A 14,995-nucleotide genomic window follows, 5' to 3' on the forward strand; every position below is an offset into this window, starting at 1 on the left:
GGGCAGAATGGGGCCATGCGATATGTGATCATCGGGGCCGGCGCGGTTGGCGGAACGATCGGGGCGCGGCTGGCGGAGGCCGGCCGCGACGTGACAGTGGTGGCCCGCGGGGCGCACCTGGACGCGATCCGTGATCGGGGTCTGACCCTGCGGCAGCCAGACGGTGACATCACCGTCCGGCTCGACGCCGTGGACCGGCCCGGTGACCGTCCCCTGCCCGCCGACACGGTGCTGGTCCTCACCGTGAAGTCGCAGGACACCGCCGGGGCGTTGGCCGCCTGGGTGGACGCGCCGGTGGCCGGCGGCGGTACGGCGGGTGAGCGGTTGCCGCTGGTCACCGCGCAGAACGGGGTGGCGAACGAGCGGGCCGCGCTGCGGCTCTTCGCCGACGTGCACCCCGTCTGTGTCTGGTTGCCGGCCACCCACCTGCAACCGGGTGTGGTGGTGGCCAACGGGTACCCGCATCCGGGGATGCTCCACATCGGGCGGTACCCGGACGGCGCCGACGACACCGACCGGGCCGTCGCCGCCGACCTCACCGCCGCCGGCTTCGTCGCGCCGGTACGCGATGACGTGCTGCGCTGGAAGTACGGCAAGCTGCTCAGCAACCTCGGCAACGGCCTCCAGGCGCTGCTCGGGCAGGACATCCCCGACGCGCTGGCCGAGCGGGTACGCGCCGAGGGCGTCGCCGTACTCGCCGCCGCGGGCATCGCGCACACCTCCCCGCAGGAGGAGAAGGCCGAACGCGGCGACCTGGTCGGGCAGCGCCCGGTGGCTGGCGAGGCCCGTTCCGGCGGCTCCACCTGGCAGAGCCTGGCCCGGGGCACCGGCTCCACCGAGGTCGACCACCTCAACGGGGAGATCGTCCTGCTCGGCCGTCTGCACGGCGTACCGACGCCCGCGAACGCGGCCGTGCAGCGTGCGGTACGCCGGGCGGTCCGGGAGCGCATCGGTGCTGGCGCGTTTCCGCTCACCGAGTTGGAGAAGATGATCGCCTGACCGGGGCAACCGAGGACCCCGCCCGGCGCGTGTTCCCTGCGACCGACACGGGGAGGTAGCGGGTGCCGGACGTCGACGGGTTCGACGAGTTCTACCGGGGGAGCCGGCAACGGCTGCTCGGGTTCGTCTACGCCCTGACCGGCGATCGGGTCGAGGCGCAGGACGCCGTGCAGGAGGCGTACATCCGGGCGTGGCAGCGCTGGTCGACGGTCAGCCGGTACGACGACCCGGAGGCGTGGGTGCGGGTGGTGGCCAGCCGGGTCGCGGTCAGCCGGTGGCGCAGCCTGCGCAGTCGCGCCCGGGCGTACCTGCGGCACGGGGCCACCGAGACCGTTCCCGGGCCGGGCACCGACACGATCGAGGTGGTCGCCGCGCTGCGCCGGCTGCCCGAGGAGCAACGCACCGCCATCGCCCTGTACTACCTGATGGGCATGCCGGTCGCCGAGGTGGCCCGGGAGACCGAGGCGCCGGTCGGCACGGTCAAGGCCCGACTCTCCCGGGGGCGCGTAGCGCTCGCCGGCCTGCTCGCCGTCTCTGATCTGGAGGAGGCCACCGATGCGTGACGAACTGGCATTCGTCGAACGGATCCACCGCGAGTTGAGCGACGTGCGCTGGCCGGAGCCGCAGGAGATCCGTGCCCGGGCGCGGCGGCGCAGCCGGCGCACCATCGTGGCGGCGACTGTCGCGCTGACACTCGTGGGGGGCTCCGCCGCCGCGATGGCGGGAGGTGGCCGAGGGGCGGTGCCGGCTCCGGTCTCCGCGACCACACCGACGCCGGCGCGCGGTGAGATCGCCGACGACTCGCTGCTGCGGCCGACCGACCTGGCGCAGCCGGCTCAACGGGAACTCAGCCAGTCCGGGTTGGGGGAACCGATCCTCATCGACCACCTGCTGGGCTACTGCCGCGAAAGTCAGGGGATCACGCCGGTCTGGCAGACGTCCCGCTGGTCCCGGTCACAGACGCTGCTGCGCGAGCACCGGGTGGGAGCGGCCACCCTCGGCGGCGTGCTGCTCACCCAGGACCTTTACCGGGTGACGCCGGAGCTGGCGAGGTCGTTCCTCGCCGACCTGGACGGCATGGTGGCGCCCTGCGCCGAGTGGCGCGGCGTCGGACCGTACGAGTTGGCCGGGAAGGCAGGCGTGGGGGAGGCGGTGCACCGCTGGGCGGTGGTCGACCGGAACTTCGCGGGCGACGGGGCCTCGCTGGTGCGGCACACGGTGTCCCGGCCGGTGGACCGGGCAACCGGCGCGCCCCTCGCTGACGAACCGCAGTCGACAAGCACGGCGATCGTCCGGGTCGGTGATCTGATCGCCGTGCTCAGCGTCGGCCAGGGCGGTACCGAAGCCGACCTGCGCCGGATGGCGACGGTTGCCGCCGGGCGGATGTGCCTCGCCGCCAACCCGCCCTGCTGACCCCAACGGATCAGAGCGGGATGTTGCCGTGCTTCTTCGGCGGCAGGGTCTCCCGCTTGGTGCGCAGGACACGCAGCGCCCGGACGATCTGGGTGCGCGTCTCGTGCGGCGGGATCACCGAGTCGATGTACCCGCGCTCGGCGGCCACGTACGGGTTGGCCAGGGTGTCCTCGTACTCGGCGATCTTCTCGGCGCGGACCGCCGCCGGGTCCTCGGCGCCGGCCAGCTCCGAGCGGTAGAGGATGTTCACCGCGCCCTGCGCGCCCATCACGGCGATCTGCGCGGTGGGCCAGGCGAAGTTCAGGTCCGCGCCGAGGTGCTTGGAACCCATCACGTCGTACGCCCCGCCGTACGCCTTGCGGGTGATCACGGTGACCTTGGGGACGGTCGCCTCGGCGTACGCGTAGATGAGCTTGGCGCCCCGGCGGATGATGCCGTCCCACTCCTGGCCGGTGCCGGGCAGGAAGCCGGGCACGTCCACGAAGGTCAGTACCGGGATGTTGAACGCGTCACAGGTGCGGACGAACCGGGCGGCCTTCTCCGAGGCGGCGATGTCCAGGGTGCCGGCGAAGTGCATCGGCTGGTTGGCCACCACGCCTACCGGCCGCCCTTCGACCCGGCCGTAGCCGACCACGATGTTCTGCGCGTAGAGCGGCTGGACCTCCAGGAACTCCCCGTCGTCCAGGACGTGCTCGATGACCGTGTGGATGTCGTACGGCTGGTTGGCCGAGTCCGGGATCAGCGTGTCCAGTTCCCGGTCCTCGTCGCTGACCTCCAGGTCCGCGGGGGCCTCGAAGACGACGGGCTCGTCGAGGTTGTTCGACGGCAGGTACGACAGCAGGGCCTTGACGTAGTCGACCGCGTCGTCCTCATCGGTGGCGAGGTAGTGCGCGTTGCCGCTGCGCGTGTTGTGCGTGCGGGCCCCACCCAGCTCCTCCATGCCGACGTCCTCGCCGGTCACCGTCTTGATCACGTCCGGGCCGGTGATGAACATGTGCGAGGTCTGGTCGACCATCACGGTGAAGTCGGTGACCGCCGGGGAGTAGACCGCGCCGCCCGCGCAGGGACCCATGACCAGCGAGATCTGCGGGATGACGCCGGAGGCCCGCACGTTGCGGAAAAAGATCTCGCCGTAGAGGCCGAGCGAGACGACACCCTCCTGGATGCGGGCGCCGCCGGAGTCGTTGATGCCGACCACCGGGCAGCCGATCTTCATGGCGAGGTCCATGACCTTGACGATCTTCTCGCCGAAGACCTCGCCGAGCGAACCACCGAAGACCGTGAAGTCCTGGGCGAAGACGCAGACCTGCCGGCCGTCGACAGTGCCGTAGCCGGTGACGACGCCGTCGCCGTACGGGCGGTTCTTCTCCAGGCCGAACGCCGTGGACCGGTGCCGGGCCAGTTCGTCGAGTTCGACGAAGGAGCCCTCGTCGAGCAGCATCTCGATCCGCTCGCGGGCGGTCTTCTTGCCCCGGGCGTGCTGCTTCTCGACCGCGCGCGCCGATCCGGCGTGCACCGCCTCGTCGACCCGGCGCTCCAGGTCCGCCAGCTTGCCCGCGGTGCTGTGGATGTTGGTCCCGGTCTCGGTAGTCACCCAGGGAATATAACGATGGTTCAGGTCGACGCGGCTGTGCAGTACGCCTCAATGCCTCCCCGGGCGTCGCCGTAGGCTGACGGGATGCCGGGCTCCCCGTACACCGATCTGGACCGCCCGCCGCTGTCGGCGGCCCGGCTGCGGCGCGCGCTGGTCGCGCCGAACGGGCCATGGGCTCGGCTGGAGCTGCACGCCGAGACCGGCTCCACCAACGCGGACGTGGCCGCGGCCGCCGCGGCCGGTGAGCCGGAGGGCCTGGTCGTCGTCGCCGAACGGCAGACCGCCGGGCGTGGCCGGCGCGGCCGGGTCTGGCAGTCGCCGCCGCGTGCGGGCATCGCGACGAGCGTGCTGCTGCGGCCCGGCGAGGCCGTTCCGGACCGCGGCTGGCCGGCGGCGCCACCCACGGGGTACGGGTGGCTGCCGCTGCTCGCCGGTGTCGCGCTGGTCGAGGCGGTGGCCCGGCTGGCCGAGCTGGACGCCAGCCTGAAGTGGCCCAACGACCTGCTGATCGGCGACGCGAAGTGCGCCGGAGTGCTAGCCGAGGCGGTGCCCGGCCGCTCGCCGGCACAGCCGCCGGCCATCGTGCTCGGCGTCGGGCTCAACGTGACCCTGTGCGCCGACGAGTTGCCGGTGAACCCGACCGGGCTGCCGGCCACCTCGCTGCAACTGGCCGGCGCGGCGGCCACCGACCGTGATCCGCTGCTGCGGGCGCTGCTGCGCTCGGTCGCCGACTGGTACGACCGCTGGCGCTCGGCGGGCGGCGACGCGGTGGCCAGCGGCCTGCGCGACGCCTACCTGGCGGTCTGCGCGACTGTCGGCCGTGAGGTGCGCGTCCTGCTGCCCAACGGCGAGGCGCTGACCGGCACCGCCACCGGAGTGGACCCGGACGGTCAACTGCTGCTGACAACCGCGACCGGCGACCGCACCCTGGCCGCCGGCGACGTCCTCCACCTGCGCTGATCTCCACCCGGTAGTGGGGCCGCGTGGCGGATGTTGTGGTGGGGCTTGGGGGGTTTACCGTCTGCGCGTCGAGAAAATGGCGTTGGAGGTTGTCGTGGCGTTTCCCGAAGACGTGCTCACCAAGGACGAGCACGTCGTGCTGCACCTGCATCCGCACTGGAAGGCGCTGATCCGGCCGATCGTGGTGCTGGTGCTGGCCATCGCGGCGGTCGTGGTCGGCGTGCTCCTTCTGCCCGAGAGCAGCGGGGGGTCGATCGCGCTGGCCGTGATCGGGGTGATCGCCCTGGTCGCGGTGCTCTGGCTCGGTCTGTGGCCGTTCCTGGTCTGGCGTACCACCCACTACCTGTTCACCAACGAGCGCGTGCTGCTCCAGCAGGGCGTCTTCTCCCGGGACCGGCGGGACCTGCCGCTCACCCGCATCAACGACCACTCGATGAACCAGCACTTCCTCGAGCGGCTGCTCGGCTGCGGCACGCTCACCATCGAGTCGGCCGGCGAACGCGGCCAGTCGGTGCTGGCCGACGTGCCGGGTGTCAGCCGGGTGCAGACCACCCTGTACGAGCTGGTCGAGGCACAGCACGACAAGCACTCGCTGGGCGACGGGGAGATGCGCGACATCCTCGCCGACATGCGCGAGGGCAAGCCGTTGCGCGACACCACGACCTGATCCCGAACGGCTGAGATCGTTCCGGCGTACGCGCCGGGGTGGTCTCAGCCGGTCGGTCCGGTCCTGGTCGGCTCGGTCCTGGTCGCGCTGGTCTCGGTCTGGTCGGGCTCGGTCTGGTCGGGCTCTGCCGCGTCCGCCTCGGTCGGGTCTGCCTCGGTCGGGCGCAGGGCGAACCAGCCACGGAACCGGGTCCGCAGCACCTCCTGCTGGGGCCGGCCATCCGGGCCGAGGCGGAGCATGGTGCCGGTGAGGGTGGCCGTACCGAGCCCGGGGCGGGCGGTCGACGGTCGCGCGCCCATCACGTCGACCCGTACGGCGAGCCGGTCCCCGGCGCGCACCGGGGCGAGCCAGCGCAGCTCCTCCAGGCCGGGGGAGGCGTCCGCCGCCGCCCGGGACAGCAGATGGTCGACGTACGCCCGCATGAAGAGGCTGACCGTGTAGAAGCCACTGGCGATCACGCCACCGTGCCGGCTGGCGGCGGCCAGCTCCTGGTCGACGTGGTACCACTGCGGGTCGAAGCGGCGGGCGAAGGCGACCATCTCGTCGCCGTCCACGGTGACCACGCCGAGATCGACGGTGAGCCCCGGGACGAGATCCTCGAAGAACAGTTCGGCGGGAGCTCCGGTGCCGGACCGGGCGGCGGGTGTCGTCACCGGCGGGGTGAGCGGCGCGTGCCGGCGTGCAGTTCGGCGGCGAGCGCCGCGTCCAGGTCGGCGGTGAGACCGGCGGTAAGCGGCGTGGGCCGGCCCTGAACGGGTGTGGCGCTCGGGTCCGGACGGTCGCTCGCCTGTGCCTCCTCCAGCTCGGTGACGGACTCGGCGAGTTCGGCAACCGGGTCCATGCCGGCCATCGTGTCCCATTCGTCGCGAGGGATGTCGTGCCAGGTGGGCTCGGTCCTGGTCTCCGCCTCGGCCGTTACGACAGGCTGGAAGACGAACGTCCGGTAGGACCAGAACCGGAACAGCGTGGCCAGCAGAACACCGGCGGTCTTCGCCACGTTCAGGGCGAGGAGCCCGTGGACGCCGAGCCCGTACTTGGCCGCCGCCACGGCCCCGAGTTCGATCAGCAGACCGGCGCCGTTGAACAGGAAGAACAGGACGTACTCCCGGCGAAGTGCCGATTTCGGGCGATCCCGGTACGTCCAGTGGCGATTCATCAGATATGACGTGATCGTGGCGACAAGGGTCGCGATCACGGTCGCCTTCAACTGACCGTTGACGAAAACGGTAAGTGCAAGGACATTGAACACCGCGTAATTGATGACGGTGTTGATGCCGCCGACGATGCCGAACTTGAGCGCCTCGTGGATGAACTTCTGCCAGCGCTCAGGCAGCAGACGGACAAGACGCATGCGAAACACCTTAGGGCAGTCGGAGAGGCCGGCGATCACCGGCTGGACGAGAGTGGGCGGCAGGTCACGCCCCGTGATCACGGTCGTGCTCGACCTGCGGAACGGTCCGGGTTCCCGCCTCGACGAAGACGAACCGCCGGTAGGACCAGAATCGGAACAGCGTGCCGAGGCCCGTGCCGACGACGAAGCTGGCGATGTTGTCGGCCAGCGGCGTCTGGAAAACGGCCGGCCAGATGCTGCCCAGCCCGTACCGGCTGATCGCGAGGCAGGCCACCGCGATGCCGAGACCGACTGCGTTGAAGAAGAAGAACAGCGCGTACTCCCGGGCGGGGTTGCTGCGCTGGCGGTGCCGCCACGTCCAGAACCGGTTCCCGACGAAGGCGACGGTGGCCGCGATCACGGTGGAGATCGTCTTCGCGGTCACCTGCTCGACCCCGCGCACGGTGGTCAGGTAGTTGAACAGCGCGAAGTCGAGGAGGAAGGCGACCCCGCCCACCGTGGCGAATTTGCTCAACTCGCGAAAGAGGTGACCGAAGCGGTCGAGCAGCGCCCGAAGCGGACCCCGTCGGGTCTGCCGGGGGCCCGGTTGCTCCCCGGTCATCGTGGCGGCCACGGGCCGAGCCTACCGGCTGGTGACCAGTCGGCGGGGGAGCAACGACGAGTAGGCGTCGACGCTCGTGCCGGCCGGTCACCGGGTGCGCCTCCGCTGCACACAGCGTAACCAAATGGGAGGACTGACCCGCCTCCGAACGGGAATCCACGGATCGGTCGGCGGGGCAGGTCCACGACCGACCGCACCTCACATCGGCCGGGGTGCACAACAAGATTTGCGTGAAACTGCGCGGGAAAGCGGGTATCAGCTCGTGATGCCGCAGCGTGGCCGTACCTTGTGCAGTTCTTCACAACCAGTCCCACTGACTCGGAAGGCTGCCCGGTTTACGCTGAGCCCAATCCCAGGTTTCCACGAAGCGACGCATCGCGCCGCTGAGACTCGTGCATCCCATAGATCGGTCAGCGTCGACCACAAGGAGATGTGTCATGGTTGCTCCGGCTGTTGTGCGGGGTATCGATCAGGCCCCGACGTCCCATCCGAAACTGCTCGCCTGGGTCCGTGAGGTCGCAGAACTGACCACCCCCGACCGGGTCGTGTGGGTGGACGGGTCCGACGAGGAGTGGCGTCGCCTCACCGATGAACTGGTCGAGGCCGGCACGCTGATCCGTTTGAACCCGGAGAAGAAGCCCAACTCGTTCTACGCGCGCACCGACCCGACGGATGTCGCCCGGGTCGAGGAGCGCACCTTCATCTGCTCCGTCGACGAGGCGGACGCCGGCCCCACCAACAACTGGATGGCGCCGGCCGAGATGAAGCGGACGATGACCGAGTTGTACCGCGGCTCGATGCGGGGCCGCACGATGTACGTCATCCCGTTCGTGATGGGTCCGGTCGAGGCCGAGAGCCCGATGTTCGGCGTCGAGATCACCGACAGCCCGTACGTGGTCGCGTCCATGCGCATCATGACCCGGATGGGCGCGAAGGTCCTCGAGGCGATGGGGAACGACGCGGACTTCGTGCACGCGTTGCACTCGATCGGCGCGCCGCTCGCCCCCGGTCAGCAGGACGTGGCGTGGCCGTGCAACGAGACCAAGTACATCTCGCACTTCCCGGAGACCCGGGAGATCTGGTCGTACGGCTCGGGTTACGGCGGTAACTCGCTGCTCGGCAAGAAGTGCTACTCGCTGCGGATCGCCAGCGTCATGGGGCGGGACGAGGGTTGGCTCGCCGAGCACATGCTGATCCTCAAGATCACCTCGCCGGAGGGCAGGGTCCACCACATCGCCGGCGCCTTCCCCTCGGCGTGCGGCAAGACCAACCTGGCCATGGTGGAGCCCACCATTCCGGGCTGGAAGGTCGAGACCATCGGCGACGACATCGCCTGGATGCGGTTCGGCCCGGACGGCCGGCTCTACGCGGTCAACCCGGAGTACGGCCTGTTCGGCGTCGCGCCCGGCACCGACTGGAAGACCAACGCCAACGCCATGCGGACGCTGGACCGGGGCAACTCGGTCTTCACAAACGTCGGCCTCACCGACGACGGCGACGTCTGGTGGGAGGGCATGGGTGAGCCGCCGGCGCACCTGATCGACTGGAAGGGCAACGACTGGACTCCGGAGAGCGAGGGCCTGTCCTCGCACGCCAACAGCCGGTTCTGCACCCCGATCACGCAGTGCCCGATCCTCGCCGACGAGTACTTCGACCCGAACGGCGTGCCGATCGACGCGATCCTCTTCGGTGGTCGCCGCAAGGACACCATCCCGCTGGTGACCGAGGCCCGTGACTGGGTGCACGGCGTCTACATGGGTGCGACGCTCTCGTCGGAGACGACGGCCGCCGCGTCCGGTGCGGTCGGCGTGGTCCGCCGGGACCCGATGGCGATGCTCCCGTTCATCGGCTACCACGCGGGCGACTACTTCCGGCACTGGATCGAGATGGGCAAGGGCGCCGACGGCGACGAGGCGAAACTGCCGAAGATCTACTACGTCAACTGGTTCCGCAAGGACCCGGAGGGCTCGTTCCTCTGGCCTGGCTTCGGGGAGAACGCCCGGGTGCTCAAGTGGATCGTCGAGCGGATCGAGGGCAAGGCCGACGCGGTGGAGACCGCGGTGGGCATGGTCCCGGCACCCGACGCGCTGGACGTCGAGGGCCTGGACATGACTCCGGAGGACGTCCGGATCGCGCTCAAGGTCGACCCGGACGAGTGGCGCAACGAGCTGCCGATGATCACCGAGTGGTTCGAGAAGTTCGGTGACAAGCTGCCCGGCGTGCTGTGGGCCGAGTTGGACGCGCTGCGCGCCCGGCTGGACGCCGCGCAGCCGCAGCGGTAGGTGTGAACGAGGCCCTTCGCGGGCATCACCTGATCCCATGAGGACGGCCGCCGAGACCGAGGTCCGGCGGCCGTCCGCCGTCCGGGTGCTCACCTTCCTGCTCGCGACGACCGCGGCGGCCACCGTCGTGGTCGAGCTGCTCAACTGGTGGTACGCCCCAGAGCAGGGCTTCGGGCTGGCCGTACGCACCGGCTGGGCGATGCTGCGCTCGTTCGGCTTCCTGCTGCTCATCGGGCACGTCCGTCGGGGCCGTACGGTGGCCCGCCCGTTCGGGTTGATCCTCGCGGTCACCACGATCTTCGCGGTCGGCCGGCTGATCGTGCCCCGGCAGGGGGTGCCACCGCTGCCCGGGCTGCTCGGCTTCGGCGTCCTCACCGCGCTCTGCGTGGCGGTGGTGTGGCTGCTCTACCGCTCGTCGGCGCTGGCCGGGCACCTGGTCCGACATCGGCCGAGGCTGGTCATCGACCGGGACGGCATCTCCTGGCGGGAGACCCCGCCGCGCCGACCGCAGGCCAGCGCCTGGCTGCTGACCAGCCGGGTGGCGGCGTTCACCTACAGCCCGCTGATGCTGGTGCCGGCGCTGGTGGCCGGCGGCTCCATCCTGGACGGCCGGCTCAGCGCCGTACCGGCCGTGCTGTTCTGGTTCGGCGCCGGTATCGCCGCCAGCTACGCGGTGCTGTTCTGCACCGCGTTCCTGATGCGCGGCAAGGACTGGGCACGCGGCCTGCTGGTCGCCGTCACCCTGGTCGTGCTCGCGGTGGACCTGCCTCTGTGCTGGTGGCTGCTGGGGGTCGACGGTCTGGTCCGCGACGGAGGCCCCCTGGTCGCGGCGGCAGGGCTGACCCTGTACGGCCTGCGCCGCGCCGCCCACGCGCCCGACGCCGCCCAACCTGAACCCCAACCCTGATCGCGGCGGGGCCCCGCACCGACGCCGCTGGGTGCCGACCCGGCGGCCGACCACGCCCAGCCCCTGCCCAGTCCCTGCCTAGCCCCTGCCCAGCCCCTCCTTTGCTCTGCACCCCGATAGGCGACGGTCGCGGACGGTAACTGTCGCACCCGTGGGTGCAGAGCAAAGGGGGTGGGTGAGACGGGCCGGCCCGGTGCGGGAGCGGTCTTCGCGGGCGGTCAGGGGGCAGGATGACGGGTGGCATCGGTCACAGCGGTCGGCGTCCGGGCGGCTGCGGAGATTGCCCGGCCTGGCCGGCCGCAATGCCGACCGGGTCGCCCGGCGGGAGCGGCCGCGCCGCGTCGGACTGGAGGGAGGCGTGTGGTGGGCGACGAGTTCGACGTGGTGGTGGTGGGGGCGGGCCCGGCCGGAGCGGCCGCCGCGCTGACGGCCCGGCGAGCCGGAGCAAGTGTGCTGCTGCTGGACCGGGCCGAATTTCCCCGGGACAAGGCGTGCGGCGACGGGATCGCGGCGCATTCGGTAGATGTGCTCGCCGAGCTGGGGGTGCCCGAGGCCGTCGCGGGTTACGCCCCGCTGCCCGCGCTGCGCATGGTCGCCCCGGGTGGCGGGTCGGTGGCCCGGGCGTTGCCCCGACCGGCGTACACCGTGCCCCGGGAGGTCTTCGACGCGCGGCTGGTGGCGGCGGCGGTGGCCGCCGGGGCGCAACTGCGGCGGCACACCGTACGCCGGGTCGAGCCGCGCGCCGACCGGGTGGTGCTCGACGGGGCCGTGTCCGGTCGGGTGGTGGTGGGCGCGGACGGCGCCGGGTCGGTGGTGCGTCGGGCGCTCGGCCATCCGGTGAACCCGGACCGGCACCTCGCGCTGGCCATCCGCGGGTACGCTCCGGCGCTGCCCGGGCCACCCGAGCAGCTCATCGTCACCTCGAAGGCGCGCTGGCCGGCGTACGCCTGGTCGTTCCCGATCGGCGACGGGCGGGCGAACGTCGGGTACGGGGAGGTGCTGCGTGGCGAGCCGCTGAGCCGCGGCTACCTGCTGGACCGGTTGGTGGCTCTGCTGCCCGGCACCGACCTGGACCTTGTGACGGCGCTGCGTGCCCACCATCTGCCGCTGTCCACCCACCGACCCGCACCGGGGCAGGGTCGCACCCTGCTGGCCGGCGACGCGCTGTCGTTGATCAATCCGTTCACCGGCGAGGGCATCTTCTACGCGCTGCTCTCCGGTGCGCTGGCCGGTTCGGCGGCCGCCCGTGCGCCCGAGACCGCCGCCCGCCGCTACGCACACGGGCTGCGCCGCCGCCTCGGCACCCATCTGCGGCACAGCTCGGTGGCGGCGTGGTTGGCGCGGCGTCGGCGGGTGGTCGACGCGGCGGTGCGGGCGGCCTGTCGGGACGACCGGGTCTTCGACGACGTGGTCGAGTTGGGGCTGGGTGACGGGCGGCTCACCGCTCGTACCCTGGCCATGATCGGCGCCGGTCTGCCCGGCGGTGATCGGGCTCCGAGGCGGTGATCCGGCTAACGGGTCGCTACGCTGCTAGGTGATGACGCTGCGGAACCTTATCTACTCCGTGTACGAGCGCCGGCTCACGGCGAAGCTCGCGGGTAAGCCGGTGCCCCGGCACGTTGGGGTGATGTGCGACGGCAACCGTCGGTGGGCGAGGGAGATGGGCTTCGTCGACCCGAACGACGGGCACCGGGTCGGCGCGGCGAAGATCAAGCATGTCCTCGGCTGGTGCGACCAGGCCGGCATCGGGCACGTGACCCTCTACCTGCTGGCCACCGACAACCTGCGCCGCCCGGCCAGCGAACTGGATCCGCTGCTGAAGATCATCGAGGATCTGGTGGTGGAGCTGGCCGAGGAGGGCAACCCCTGGCGGCTGCGCATCGTCGGGGCGCTCGACCTGCTGCCGGCGCAGACCGCGACGGCGCTCAAGGGCGCCGAGGAGCGCACCCGCGACCGCAGCGGCGGCGCGGAGGTCAACATCGCGGTCGGCTACGGCGGCCGGCGGGAGATCACCGACGCGGTCCGCTCGCTCCTGCTGGAACACGCGGCCGCCGGCGGCACCATCGAGGAACTGGCCGAGGTGCTCGACGTCGAGCACATCTCCGAGCACCTCTACACGCGCGGCCAGCCCGACCCCGACCTGGTCATCCGCACCAGTGGCGAGCAGCGGCTGTCCGGGTTCATGCTGTGGCAGTCCGCGCACTCGGAGTTCTACTTCTGCGAACTCAACTGGCCGGATTTCCGGCATATCGACTTCCTGCGCGCCCTGCGCTCGTACGCCACGCGCCAGCGCCGCTACGGCGCCTGACCCGGGCCCGCCGGGGACCCGGTCAGGGCAGGTGGGTGAGCGCCTCGGTGAGGAAGTCACCCAGGGCGTCCGGGGACTCGATGGTCAGGTCGGCGGCGTTGGCCACCTCGTGACCGGTCTCCGGGTTGGCGACCGCCACGCAGACACCGAAGAAGTCCGGGTCGGCGGCGGCCCGGGCGCGCAGCGCGGCGAACGCCTTGATGTCCGAGACGTCGTCACCGAAATACCACGCGCCTGTGGCGTCCCGGATGACCTCGCCGATCACCATGCCCTTGTCCCGGTCGACGGGGGGCTTGAGCTCCAGCACCATCCGCCCGGCCTGCACCCGGAGCCCCAGCCGGTCAGCCTGCGCCTGCCCCCACTGCTGCACCGTCGAGCCGAGCTGCGGCGCCGTACGCCAGTGCAGCGCCACGGAGAGCCGCTTGAACTCGACGAGCGTGCCGGGCGGCAGCTCCGCGCGGGCCAGGTCGGCCAGCTCCGCCATCGTCGGCACCCAGGGCAGCGCGGCGGGCTCGGTGACGATCTCGCCATCGGAGTGGCTGTGCTCCAGGCCGTAGAGGCCGTAGAGGTCCACGCCGGTCAGCCCGCCGAGGCGTTCCCGGAGGAACTCGACAGGTCGGGCGGAGACGATCGCGACCCGTTGCACGACCGGCGCCAGCGCCTCGATCGCGGCCAACGCCCGGGGAGCGGGGCGTACCGCGGTCGGGTCGTCGTCGACGGGCGCGAGTGTCCCGTCGAAGTCGAAGAAGAGGACCGTCCCGGCGGCCCGACCGGCGGTGGTTCGCCAGGCCTGGTCGGCGTTCAACGGGGTCCTCGGCTGCTGATTGCCCAGATTCAACGGCGGCACGCGCGTCAGCGTACCCCGGCGCCCGGGGCTCATTCCTGGCCGAGCGGACCCACTCGGCGGCGCTCGGTCAGCGTTCGGCGGCTCCCCGACCGCGGCGTCCGAACGGCACCACCGCCGCGTCCTGGCCGTGGCTCAACAGGTAGCCCTCCACGAACCCGGTGTTGCGGTCCCCGGTGTGGCTCTCGATCTCGTTGAGGCGTGCCACCAGGAACTCGGTGAGGGCGCTGATCCGGTCGTTGAGGCGCTCGTGCAGCTCGGCGACGACGGCCAGGATGACCGCGGTGCCGGCGCTGATGAGCACGAGAAGGTTGACGAGCAGCGGAAGCTGCCCGCCGTTGACCACGAGGGTCACGACGTTGCCGGTCGCCCACAATGTCATCGACACCGTGGCGACCACGACTGCCAACCACTTCAGGGTCATGGACAGACCCCTCCTTCTGTCCCGCAGGGCTGGGTTCGGCCTTGTCCCGTCCCCCCGCCGACGACGAGCCCAAGCAGTACGAATAGGGACGCTAGCGTGCCCGTTCCGGCCCCGGAGCGAAACGAATGAACCTGACCAGGCGTTCTTTCGCCATCTGAGGAACTAGCCTGCTTGATTGCCCCTTTTTCGGACATCGACCGGCAACGTTGGGCGATATGCGAGGTACCTGATGATCTCGCGGATGTGGAACTTCTCCGCGTCCGACACGTCCGGGTCGATGAGCCGGCGCAGCAGCGCCTCCACGTCGGGGTCCATCGGAGGGGCGGGTTGGGCGGCGCGCGGGCCGTTCGCGGCGCGGTCCCAGCCGAGCGCGGCGAAGGCGGCGGCCGGGTTGAGCCCCAGACCCTCGCAGAAGGCGACCACCCGTTCGGCCTCCGGGTCGCTGGCCCAGTCGCCCCGGACCCACCGGTTGATGGTCTGCCGGGACACGCCGGTGCGCCGCGACACCTCGGTGCCGCTCCAGGCCCGGGTCGCCCGCGCCTCGTCCAGGGCGCGGCGAACGAAGGTGGCGAAGGCGATCTTCCGCGCATTGGCCGTCTCGGTCACCCCGTGACCGTACGGCGAGGCATCGGCGGACGTGCGTCC

General features: G+C 71.3%; 16 protein-coding genes and 1 pseudogene. 9 read left to right on the forward strand and 8 right to left on the reverse strand.

All coding sequences use genetic code 11. From position 1 onward, the window contains the following. Positions 1 to 15: 15 nt before the first annotated feature. From FHG89_RS15415 to FHG89_RS15425, 3 genes are all read left to right on the forward strand, one after another. Entirely contained in the window at positions 16 to 999 is a 984-nt protein-coding gene (locus FHG89_RS15415; protein WP_139585078.1) for a ketopantoate reductase family protein, read from the forward strand. A 62-nt stretch (positions 1,000 to 1,061) separates the two neighbouring features. Beyond that, on the forward strand, positions 1,062 to 1,562 hold the full coding sequence (locus tag FHG89_RS15420) for a sigma factor-like helix-turn-helix DNA-binding protein (protein WP_139585079.1): 501 nt from the start codon (positions 1,062 to 1,064) through the stop codon (positions 1,560 to 1,562). Further along, entirely contained in the window at positions 1,555 to 2,412 is an 858-nt protein-coding gene (locus FHG89_RS15425; RefSeq protein WP_139585080.1) for a hypothetical protein, read from the forward strand. Before FHG89_RS15420 ends, FHG89_RS15425 begins: the two co-directional genes overlap by 8 nt. Before the next feature lie 10 nt (positions 2,413 to 2,422). Here FHG89_RS15425 and FHG89_RS15430 read toward each other — a convergent pair whose 3' ends face one another. After that, the gene (locus tag FHG89_RS15430; RefSeq protein ID WP_139585081.1) at positions 2,423 to 4,006 is read right to left on the reverse strand and encodes an acyl-CoA carboxylase subunit beta; all 1,584 of its coding nucleotides are present in this window, start codon (positions 4,004 to 4,006) and stop codon (positions 2,423 to 2,425) included. A gap of 84 nt (positions 4,007 to 4,090) precedes the next feature. Between FHG89_RS15430 and FHG89_RS15435 the strand changes: the two genes are divergently transcribed. Continuing rightward, positions 4,091 to 4,966: a biotin--[acetyl-CoA-carboxylase] ligase gene (locus FHG89_RS15435; protein WP_139585082.1), complete on the forward strand. Its 876-nt coding sequence runs from the start codon at positions 4,091 to 4,093 to the stop codon at positions 4,964 to 4,966. Positions 4,967 to 5,060: 94 nt separating this feature from the next. Further along, positions 5,061 to 5,633: a PH domain-containing protein gene (locus FHG89_RS15440; RefSeq protein WP_139585083.1), complete on the forward strand. Its 573-nt coding sequence runs from the start codon at positions 5,061 to 5,063 to the stop codon at positions 5,631 to 5,633. Positions 5,634 to 5,677: 44 nt separating this feature from the next. On the opposite strand, the gene FHG89_RS15445 is transcribed toward FHG89_RS15440, so the two are convergent. From FHG89_RS15445 to FHG89_RS33785, 4 genes and pseudogenes are all read right to left on the reverse strand, one after another. After that, positions 5,678 to 6,286, reverse strand: a complete 609-nt coding sequence (locus tag FHG89_RS15445; RefSeq protein ID WP_208760987.1) for a MaoC/PaaZ C-terminal domain-containing protein — start codon at positions 6,284 to 6,286, stop codon at positions 5,678 to 5,680. Next, positions 6,283 to 6,984 (reverse strand): GtrA family protein, encoded by a 702-nt coding sequence (locus FHG89_RS15450; RefSeq protein WP_139585120.1) that lies wholly within the window; start codon positions 6,982 to 6,984, stop codon positions 6,283 to 6,285. The genes FHG89_RS15445 and FHG89_RS15450 overlap by 4 nt, the downstream gene beginning before the upstream one ends. Before the next feature lie 64 nt (positions 6,985 to 7,048). Next, a complete protein-coding gene (locus tag FHG89_RS15455) occupies positions 7,049 to 7,585 on the reverse strand; it encodes a GtrA family protein (protein WP_139585121.1) in 537 nt (178 codons plus the stop codon). 212 nt (positions 7,586 to 7,797) lie between these two features. After that, positions 7,798 to 7,887 (reverse strand): annotated as a pseudogene (locus FHG89_RS33785) (GtrA family protein); the annotation flags it as partial. Between the two features lie 135 nt (positions 7,888 to 8,022). On the opposite strand from FHG89_RS33785, the gene FHG89_RS15465 reads away from it, so the two are divergent. From FHG89_RS15465 to FHG89_RS15480, 4 genes are all read left to right on the forward strand, one after another. Further along, positions 8,023 to 9,867 (forward strand): phosphoenolpyruvate carboxykinase (GTP), encoded by a 1,845-nt coding sequence (locus FHG89_RS15465; RefSeq protein WP_139585084.1) that lies wholly within the window; start codon positions 8,023 to 8,025, stop codon positions 9,865 to 9,867. 37 nt (positions 9,868 to 9,904) lie between these two features. Continuing rightward, on the forward strand, positions 9,905 to 10,774 hold the full coding sequence (locus FHG89_RS15470; protein WP_139585085.1) for a hypothetical protein: 870 nt from the start codon (positions 9,905 to 9,907) through the stop codon (positions 10,772 to 10,774). Positions 10,775 to 11,137: 363 nt separating this feature from the next. Beyond that, the gene (locus tag FHG89_RS15475; RefSeq protein WP_139585086.1) at positions 11,138 to 12,280 is read left to right on the forward strand and encodes an NAD(P)/FAD-dependent oxidoreductase; all 1,143 of its coding nucleotides are present in this window, start codon (positions 11,138 to 11,140) and stop codon (positions 12,278 to 12,280) included. 31 nt (positions 12,281 to 12,311) lie between these two features. Then, positions 12,312 to 13,082, forward strand: coding sequence for an isoprenyl transferase (locus tag FHG89_RS15480; protein WP_139585087.1), 771 nt, complete (start codon positions 12,312 to 12,314; stop codon positions 13,080 to 13,082). 22 nt (positions 13,083 to 13,104) lie between these two features. Here FHG89_RS15480 and otsB read toward each other — a convergent pair whose 3' ends face one another. From otsB to FHG89_RS15495, 3 genes are all read right to left on the reverse strand, one after another. Further along, positions 13,105 to 13,929: a trehalose-phosphatase gene (otsB, locus tag FHG89_RS15485; protein WP_139585088.1), complete on the reverse strand. Its 825-nt coding sequence runs from the start codon at positions 13,927 to 13,929 to the stop codon at positions 13,105 to 13,107. A 67-nt stretch (positions 13,930 to 13,996) separates the two neighbouring features. Beyond that, a complete protein-coding gene (locus tag FHG89_RS15490; protein WP_139585089.1) occupies positions 13,997 to 14,350 on the reverse strand; it encodes a hypothetical protein in 354 nt (117 codons plus the stop codon). Positions 14,351 to 14,512: 162 nt separating this feature from the next. Next, positions 14,513 to 14,956: an XRE family transcriptional regulator gene (locus FHG89_RS15495; RefSeq protein WP_139585090.1), complete on the reverse strand. Its 444-nt coding sequence runs from the start codon at positions 14,954 to 14,956 to the stop codon at positions 14,513 to 14,515. Between the last annotated feature and the right edge of the window lie 39 nt (positions 14,957 to 14,995).

Source organism: Micromonospora orduensis, assembly GCF_006228125.1.
GTDB lineage: Bacteria > Actinomycetota > Actinomycetes > Mycobacteriales > Micromonosporaceae > Micromonospora > Micromonospora orduensis.